The organism is Micromonospora sp. NPDC049580, from assembly GCF_040675595.1.
Taxonomy (GTDB): Bacteria; Actinomycetota; Actinomycetes; order Mycobacteriales; family Micromonosporaceae; genus Micromonospora.
The window spans coordinates 1-5,000 of record NZ_JBFAPG010000468.1; the positions used below are offsets into that span (position 1 = coordinate 1).

A 5,000-nucleotide genomic window follows, 5' to 3' on the forward strand; every position below is an offset into this window, starting at 1 on the left:
CCGCCCTGCGCAGGGATCAAGCCTGACCGCCCGGAGCGGGGCGGGCTGCCCCGGAAACCCCCAACCGCAACCAAAGATCAAACGTGACGCCGAGACTGCACGATCCGGAACCGGTTGGCCACGTACGCCCCGTCCGTCAGCGCCGAGTTGGCCGCCGCGTTCGCCCCACTGCCGTGGAAGTCGGAGAACGCCGCCGACTGGTTGACGAAGACCCCGCCGGTGAGGTTGCAGGACAGGTGCACCCCGACCTCGACCGCCACCGCCTCGGTGGCGTCCAGCACCGCCTCGTCGGTGGAGTAGACCGCCGCCGTGAGCGCGCCCTTCTCCCCGACCGTCCGGCGCAGCAGTTCCAGGCTGTGGGCTGTGGAGTCGGTGGCGATGGCGAACGAGATCGGCCCGAACCACTCCCGGCCGTACGTCTCGGCGTCGTCCGCGCCCAGCTTCACGATGGTCGGGGTACGCACCACCGCGTCGGCGTACGCCGGGTGGGCCACGGCCCGTGACTCCAGGACCGGCTCACCCACCTTGGTGACCTCGGCCAGCCGCTCCAGCACACCGTCGTTGACGATGGCGCCGGTCAGCTCGACGCCCCGGGCCGGGTCGGCGGTCAGCTTGCCGACCGCCGCGGCGATCCCGCCGGCCACCTCGTCGAAGCTCTTGTGGCCCTGGTCGGTCTCGATGCCACCGGCGGGGATGAGGATGTTCTGCGAGGTGGTGCACATCTGCCCGCTGTAGAGGGTCAGCGTGAAGCCGAGGTTGCGGCACATGCCGGCGAAGTCGTCGGTGGAGTCGATGACCACCGTGTTCAGGCCGGCCTTCTCGGTGTAGACCGACGCCTGCCGGGCGTGCGTCTCCAGCCAGTCGCCGTACTCGGTGGAGCCGGTGAAGTCGACGATCTTGACGGACCGGTGCAGGGCCAGGTCGCTGGCGAGCTTCTCACCGGGCGCCTCGGCCGCCAGCATGATCAGGTTCGGGTCGAAGCCGGCCTCGGCGAGCACCTCCCGGGCGTACTTCACCGTGACGGCCAGCGGCAGCACCGCGCGCGGGTGCGGCTTGACGATCACCGGGTTGCCGGTGACCAGCGAGGCGAACAGCCCGGGGTACGAGTTCCAGGTCGGGAAGGTGTTGCAGCCGATCACCAGCGCCACCCCACGCGGCACCACGTGGAACGTCTTGGTCATCCGCAGCGGGTCGCCCTTGCCGGCGGCCTTCTCCCAGCCGGCCGTGCCGGGGTGCCGGGTCATCTCGGCGTACGCGTACGCCAGCGCCTCCAGCGCCCGGTCCAGCGCGTGCGCGCCGCCGGCCTGGAAGGCCATCACGAACGCCTGCCCGCTGGTGAACTGCACCGCGTTGGCCAGCTCGAAGATGTGCTTGTGCAGCCGGTCCAGGATCTCCAGGCAGACGCCCACGCGGGCCTGCGGGCCGGCGTCGCGCCAGGCCGGGAGCGCGGCGGAGGCGGCGGCGATCAGCTCGTCGGTGCCGGCGTGCGGGTAACGCACCGCCAGCTCAACCCCGAACGGGCTCGTCTCGGTGGCGATCCGCTCGCCGGCGCCCGGCTGGTCCAGCGGAAAATCACCGCCGAGGTACGCCTCGAAGGCGGCCTTGCCGTCGGCGGCGGCGGTCTCGCCGTACACGCGGGGGCTGGGGGACTCGGGATAGGCGGACCAGTAGCCCCGCTCCGTGATCGCGGTCAGCGCTCGGTTGAGGGTGTCGGCGTGCCTGTCGTACAGGGGATGCGGGGTCTCCGTCATGCCAGCCATCATGCAACAGCCAGGTCCGCGAGCAGTAGGGGCGGATGCCAGACAGAGGTTCATGCCTGAGCCAGGTCCGCGAGCAGTAGCGCCGATACCCGTCAGAGGGTGAGCTGCCAGTTGTTCCAGGCGTCCACCGGGCGGAAGCCGAGCTGCTCGTTGATGGCCACCATGTAGCTGTTGCTGGCCGCGTTCCAGGTGTCGATGACGCGTACCGCCGGCTCGTGGGTGAGCAGGTGGTGCAGGTTCTCCGCCTTGGCGATCAGGCCCAGGCGGTGCCCACGGTGGGCCGGGTCGACGATGGTGATCTGCTGGAAGGCGTGCCAGTCGGCGGAGGCGCCCACGTCGAGCAGGGTCCAGGCGACCAACCGACCGGACGCTTCGTGCCGCATCCCGAGGTGGTAGCGCCGCCGGCCCCGGGCGTCCAACGCGCGCTCGTTGCCCCGGATGCGCTCGGCGTCCACCTGCTCCGGTTCCCACTGCACGTCACCCATCGGCGCGTCCATCAACAGCCGGCTGTCCAGGTAGGCGATGTCCGCCACGTACTCCTGCGGCGTGGTGCCCTGCCAGCAGACCGACCGGTAGCCCTCCGCCCGCGGCTTGGCCTCGGCGAGCGCCGCCCGCAGGGCGACCCGGTCGATGTCGGCGATCTCCAGCCGGCGTCGCACCTCGGCCAGGGCGGACTGCGCCCCGGTCGAGGCGGCGAACGCGTCGCCCGCCCCGGAACGGGCCGCACCGCCGGGCAGCGCGCGGACGGTCATCGCGACCACCCGCTTGCGGCCGTGCTGGCGCAGCAGACGCACCCCGTACTCGTGCAGTGCCCGGCCGACGCCGCGCCGCCGCAGCTCGGGACGCACCGTCAGCTCGGCGGTGGCGTTGTCGGTGTTGTCGAGCTGCGGCAGGTCGAGCTGGAGGTACCCGGCCGGCACACCGTCCAGCCGGGCCAGCGCCCAGAGCGATCGGGTGCCGGGTGCCGGCGTGTGGAACAGCGCGTCGAAGCGACGCCAGCAGAAGGGCGGGAAGTCCGGAAGGTCGACCTCGTTGGCCGCCACCCCGACCCGGTACGCCTCGTCGACCGCGGCCCGGTCGGCGCCGTCGAACGACGTGATGGTGATGCTCATGCCGGGGAGCCTGACAGGCGGAAAAGCGATGGGGCCAGCGAATTATTCGCTGGCCCCATCGGACGTGGTCGGGAGGGACACTCGCACAACGCCTCCGGCGTTGGGTCGCAAGAACTTCAAAAGTCTCCGGCGAAATGCCCTCCCGCACGGAGCATCTTGCGCCGTCCGGTTCCTGCCGTCAAGTCCAGACCGGCGGGTTTTCCATACTCACAGCTAAAACCCAGTTACTGGCCGGTGGGCCCGGCGCGGCCCCAGAGTCAGCCGAGGAGGCCGGCGTCGCGGGCGGCGCGAAGGCTGGGCTTGATGTGGTGGGTCGGGCCGACCTGACTGGCCACCGCGTCGATGGTCTTCAGGCCCTCGCCGGTGTTGAACACGACCGTCTCGGCCGTCGGGTCGAGCCGCCCGGACTCGACCAGCTTGCGCAGCACCGCGGCGGTCACCCCGCCCGCCGTCTCGGCGAAGACGCCTGTGGTGCGTGCGAGCTGGCGGATGCCGGCGCGGATCTCGTCGTCGTCGGCGTACTCCATCCAACCGCCGGTGCGGCGGACCGCCTCCAAGGCGTAGAGGCCGGCGGCCGGGTCGCCGATGTTGAGCGACTTGGCGATGCCGGTGGGCTTGACCGGGGTGATCGTGTCCGTGTCGGCGTGCAGCGCGGCGGCGATCGGGTTGCAGCCGGCCGACTGGGCCCCGAAGACCTTCCAGCCGCCGGCCGGCGCCTCGACCAGGCCGATCTCGACCAGCTCGGAGAACGCCTTGTCAATCTTGGTGAGCAGCTCACCGCTGGCCATCGGGATGACCACCTGGGCCGGGATGCGCCAGCCGAGCTGCTCGGCCACCTCGTAGCCGAGGGTCTTGGAGCCCTCCGCGTAGTACGGCCGGACGTTCACGTTGACGAACGCCGTGTCCTCGAATTCGTCGGTCTCCACAAGCTCACCGCAGAGCCGGTTGACGTCGTCGTACGACCCGTCGATGGCGACCAGTTCGCCGCCGTACACGGCGGTGGTGATGACCTTGCCCTGCTCCAGGTCACTGGGGATGAAGACCACCGAGGGCACACCGGCGCGGGCGGCGTGCGCGGCCACCGAGTTGGCCAGGTTGCCGGTCGACGCGCAGGCGAACCGGGTGAAGCCGAGTGCCTTCGCGGCGGTCAGCGCCACCGAGACGACCCGGTCCTTGAACGAGTGGGTCGGGTTGGCGCTGTCGTCCTTGACCCACAGCGGTGCGGTGATGCCCAGCTCGGCGGCAAGGTGCGGGGCCGCCACCAGCGGGGTCAGCCCCGGGTCGAGGGTGACCCGGGTGGCCGGGTCCTGGCCGGCGGGCAGCAGCGCGGCGTACCGCCAGATGTTCTTCGGGCCCGCCTCGATCTGCTCCCGGGTGACCGTGGCCAGGGCCGCGAGGTCGTAGTCCACTTCCAGGGGGCCGAAACACTCGTAGCAGGCGTGCTGGGCGGCGAGCGGGTAGCGGGCCGAACAGGCGCGACAGACCAGGGCGCGGGCGGGGCTGGCGGAGGTGTCGATGCCGGGGGCGGCGAGCGTCGACGTCATGTCGAGAGTCCTCTCATCTTTCCCCGCATCGCACGGTGCGGCGGGGACGGAATTGGCACCTGCCCCGCGGGTCGCTCAGCGGTGAGCGCGCGGGGTGGTTGCCGGGGCGTCGTCGGGCCGTATCCCTCAGCCCCTCTGGATGAGGTATGCAGTTGTGCCGTCGAGTCTAGGCAACGTTGCCTGTCGCCTCCACCGGGTATCCCAGGGAGTGGGTCAGCGGGCGGCCACCGCCACCGGGTCGACCACCGCGGCCGGGTCGGTGACCGCGGTGGGTCGCGGCAGGGACGACGACCGGGTCCGTGCCCTGGTGGCGAGGTTCGCGGCGACCAGGGCGGCGATGGTGATCGCGGCGCCGACCAGCTCGATCGCCTCCGGCCGGTAGCCGCGGGCGATCTGCACGACGAAGGTGGTCACCGGGACCAGGTTCATGAACAGGGCAGCGTTGGCCGCGCCCAGCCGCTGCACGCCGGTGTTCCACGCCAGCACCGCGACGACGGCGGCGACTTCGGGTCGTACCTGATCATCCTGCTCGGCGGCCTGCTGGTCGCGGCCGGCGTCGGCACGATCGTGCTGCTCTGGATGAA

4 protein-coding genes and 1 riboswitch are annotated in these 5,000 nt (G+C 71.3%); all 4 genes read right to left on the reverse strand.

The window, feature by feature from the left end; all coding sequences use genetic code 11:
* Positions 1-77: 77 nt before the first annotated feature.
* The gene (gene paaN, locus AB0J68_RS27000; RefSeq protein ID WP_363941110.1) at positions 78-1,751 is read right to left on the reverse strand and encodes a phenylacetic acid degradation protein PaaN; all 1,674 of its coding nucleotides are present in this window, start codon (positions 1,749-1,751) and stop codon (positions 78-80) included.
* A gap of 101 nt (positions 1,752-1,852) precedes the next feature.
* Positions 1,853-2,872, reverse strand: coding sequence for a GNAT family N-acetyltransferase (locus tag AB0J68_RS27005; RefSeq protein WP_363941112.1), 1,020 nt, complete (start codon positions 2,870-2,872; stop codon positions 1,853-1,855).
* 257 nt (positions 2,873-3,129) lie between these two features.
* Positions 3,130-4,416: a threonine synthase gene (thrC, locus tag AB0J68_RS27010; RefSeq protein ID WP_363941114.1), complete on the reverse strand. Its 1,287-nt coding sequence runs from the start codon at positions 4,414-4,416 to the stop codon at positions 3,130-3,132.
* Between the two features lie 10 nt (positions 4,417-4,426).
* A riboswitch (SAM riboswitch) is annotated at positions 4,427-4,562 on the reverse strand.
* 67 nt (positions 4,563-4,629) lie between these two features.
* On the reverse strand, positions 4,630-5,000 hold a 371-nt coding region (locus AB0J68_RS27015), incomplete at its 5' end, for a DMT family transporter (RefSeq protein WP_363941117.1).

What these genes read in the sequence shown, in the direction of transcription:
- paaN (WP_363941110.1), bottom strand. Translation starts at nt 1,751, where the DNA reads ATGACGGAGACCCCGCATCCCCTGTACGACAGGCACGCCGACACCCTC.
- AB0J68_RS27005 (WP_363941112.1), bottom strand. Translation starts at nt 2,872, where the DNA reads ATGAGCATCACCATCACGTCGTTCGACGGCGCCGACCGGGCCGCGGTC.
- thrC (WP_363941114.1), bottom strand. Translation starts at nt 4,416, where the DNA reads ATGACGTCGACGCTCGCCGCCCCCGGCATCGACACCTCCGCCAGCCCC.